The organism is Dongia sp. (assembly GCF_041910485.1).
Lineage (GTDB): Bacteria > Pseudomonadota > Alphaproteobacteria > Dongiales > Dongiaceae > Dongia.
In genome coordinates this window covers 1-2337 of sequence record NZ_JAYRQR010000016.1, presented here as the reverse complement: position 1 = coordinate 2337, position 2337 = coordinate 1, and the positions used below count along the sequence as shown (strand labels likewise).

Genomic DNA, 2337 nt, shown 5'->3' with positions numbered 1-2337 from the left:
GCAATGGCCGGGGCGGCCAGGGTGGTTGCGGCGCCGGCAGCGGCACCGATGGAAGCTTTTTTCAGAAAATCACGACGTTGCATATTGTCTCCTCCAAAGGGGTAAGTCACGTCAAGCCTGTTGGCTGAACGTATTCTTCACCAAGTGGGCTGGATTGGCGAGTTGCGGAAAACCCTAATCGCTCATTCGCCAGCGATGGTCATCCGGTCGATCAGGATCGAGCCGGTCTGCTTGGTGCCACGCACCTGCACGTCGTTGCCGACGGCCACAATGCCGGCCAGCATGGCCTTGAGGTTGCCGGCAATGGTGATTTCCTCGACCGGATGGGCGATCTTGCCGTTCTCCACCCAGTAGCCGGCAGCGCCGCGCGAGTAGTCGCCCGTTACGTAGTTGATGCCGTGGCCGAGCAGTTCGGTGACGAGCAGGCCGCGGCCCATCTGGGCGAGCAGACCGTCGAGATCGTACTGGCCGGGCTCGATGATCAGGTTGTGGCTGCCGCCGGCATTGGCCGTCGTTTGCATGCCCAGCTTGCGCGCCGTGTAGGCGCTGAGGAAGTAGCCTTGCAGGATGCCGTCGCGGACCACGTCGCGGTCGCGCGTCGCCACGCCGTCGCTATCGAAGGAGGCGCTGCCCAGCCCGCATTGAATATGCGGGCGCTCGGCGATGTGCACGAAGTCCGGCATGATCTTCTTGCCCAACTGGTCGAGCAGGAAGGACGATTTGCGGTACAGCGCACCGCCACTGGCGGCGTGCACCAGGCTGCCGAGCAAGCCGCCGGCCAGGGGCGCTTCGAGAATGATCGGGAACTCGCCGGTCTTGACCTTGCGGCCGCCCAGGCGGGCGACGGCACGCTCGGCGGCGATGCGGCCGACCTGGAGCGGATCGTCGAGGCGCATGGCGTCGCGATGGGTGGTGTACCAGTCGTCGCGCTGCATGGCGTCCTGCTCGCCGGCGATGACCGAGCACGAAATGTAGTGGCGCGAAGTCGGATAGCCGCCCATGAAGCCCAGGCTGTTGGCCGACACGAAATGGGCCTGCTGGGTCGAAATGGAGGCTCCCTCGGAATTGCTGACCAGCGGGCTGGCATCGAAGGCGGCCTGCTCGCAGCGGCGGGCAGTCTCGATCGACTCCTCGACACTCAGCGCCCACGGGTGGTAAAGGTCGAGATCGGGGCAATCCCTGGCCATCAACGCCGCGTCGGCCAGGCCGGCGCAATCGTCCTCGGCGGTGAACCGGGCGATGTTAAGCGCGGCCTCGACCGTTTCGCGCAGTGCCTGCGCCGAGAAGTCGGAGGTGCTGGCGTAGCCCTTGCGCTGACCGGAATAGACCGTGATGCCGATGCCCTTGTCGCGATTGAACTCGATGGTTTCCACCTCGTCGCAGCGCACCGTCACCGACTGCCCGAAGCCCTCCGAGACATCGACTTCGCAGGCCGTCGCCCCCTTGTTGCTGGCGTGCTTGAGCACGTCCTCGGCGAGTTGCTGCAGGGTGGCGAAAGCGTAGGAAAATGCGGCAGTTTCGGACATGGAAGGGGCGTCGGAGCGGGAAAATCGCTATCATAACAGCCCGCCATTGACCGCCTCCGATTGGTTTCCATGCAAGACGAAGATTTCACCGAAGACACCGGCCGCCCCTCGAAAACCAAGCAGAAGGAGGTCATGCACGAGTTGCGCGACCTCGGCGCCGAACTGGTCGAACTGTCCGTCGGCCAGTTGAAACGCATCAACGTGCCGGAAAACATTTTCGATGCCGTGCGCGACTGCCAGAAGATCACCGCCCACGGCGCCCGCCGCCGGCAGATCCAGTATCTCGGCAAACTGATGCGCAGCGTCGATGACGAACCGATCCGCGCCGGCCTGGCCTTGCTGCGCGGCGAATCGTCCGCCGAAACCGCCCGCCTGCACCGCCTGGAGCGCCTCCGCGTACGCCTGCTCGAAGACGAAGCGGTGCTCACCGAGATTGCCGCCCAATGGCCCGGCGTCGACCTGCAACATCTGCGCACCCTGCGCCGCAATGCGCTGAAGGAAAAGGAAAACAACAAGCCGCCGAAGAATTTCCGCGCCATCTTCCAGATCCTGCAGGAACTCGACCAGAAGGGCGTGCCGGCTGCCCAGGAGCCTGAAGATGAGTGAGCAACTGGTCGTCGGCCTGGTATCGATCAGCGACCGCGCTTCGACCGGTGTCTATGAAGACAAGGGCATCCCGGCCCTGCGCGAATGGCTGGACAGCGCCCTGACCACCCCGTGGCGCGCCGAAACGCGGCTGATCGCCGACGACCGGGCGACTATCGAAAATACGCTGATTTCCTTGGTCGACCGCGACCAGTGCCACCTGGTG

3 protein-coding genes and 1 pseudogene are annotated in these 2337 nt (G+C 64.4%); 2 read left to right on the top strand and 2 right to left on the bottom strand.

Features of this window, described 5'->3' with window-relative positions; translation table 11 throughout:
* Both ACE3PP_RS05035 and pmbA read right to left on the bottom strand, forming a co-directional pair.
* A partial coding sequence (locus ACE3PP_RS05035) for a twin-arginine translocation signal domain-containing protein (RefSeq protein WP_374378619.1) occupies window positions 1-83 on the bottom strand: 83 nt, incomplete at its 3' end.
* Between the two features lie 99 nt (window positions 84-182).
* Window positions 183-1526, bottom strand: a complete 1344-nt coding sequence (gene pmbA, locus ACE3PP_RS05030) for a metalloprotease PmbA (protein WP_374378617.1) — start codon at window positions 1524-1526, stop codon at window positions 183-185.
* 69 nt (window positions 1527-1595) lie between these two features.
* Here pmbA and yjgA point away from each other — a divergent pair, with 69 nt between their 5' ends.
* Window positions 1596-2132, top strand: a complete 537-nt coding sequence (gene yjgA, locus ACE3PP_RS05025) for a ribosome biogenesis factor YjgA (protein WP_374378614.1) — start codon at window positions 1596-1598, stop codon at window positions 2130-2132.
* Window positions 2125-2337 (top strand): annotated as a pseudogene (gene mogA / locus ACE3PP_RS05020) (molybdopterin adenylyltransferase); the annotation flags it as partial. The gene yjgA and the pseudogene mogA, both read left to right, overlap by 8 nt.